The sequence below is a fragment of the Bremerella sp. JC817 genome (assembly GCF_040718835.1).
Taxonomy (GTDB): domain Bacteria; phylum Planctomycetota; class Planctomycetia; order Pirellulales; family Pirellulaceae; genus Bremerella.
This window is the reverse complement of sequence record NZ_JBFEFG010000070.1, coordinates 1-285: the sequence shown is the minus strand read 5'-3', so window position 1 is coordinate 285 and position 285 is coordinate 1. Positions and strand designations below refer to the sequence as shown.

Genomic DNA, 285 nt, shown 5'->3' with positions numbered 1-285 from the left:
TCCGTTTGAGACGCGTTTCGATCTTCGCCAGATCTTCTGGGCTGACACACATCCGCAGGAACTCGCTTGCAGCGATAGCTTCGACCCCGGTGACGTCGACCTGGGCCGAGAGGCAGCAACTGGCACAGCCGGCTCCACATGCTCGCTCGCTTGCCGGAAGCTTCGTCCCGAAACTGACTGCGCAGGTTACGGTGATCGAGGAACAAGCCGGTATCGACGTAGTCCGACAGGTTGACCTCGAACTTCAAGCCACCTTCTTCAACGGTGATGATGTGCGAATCGTCG

The 285-nt window shown here is 58.6% G+C and carries 1 pseudogene; it reads right to left on the bottom strand.

The features are described 5' to 3' along the window. Positions 1 to 285, bottom strand: a pseudogene (locus AB1L30_RS00330) (hypothetical protein); the annotation flags it as partial.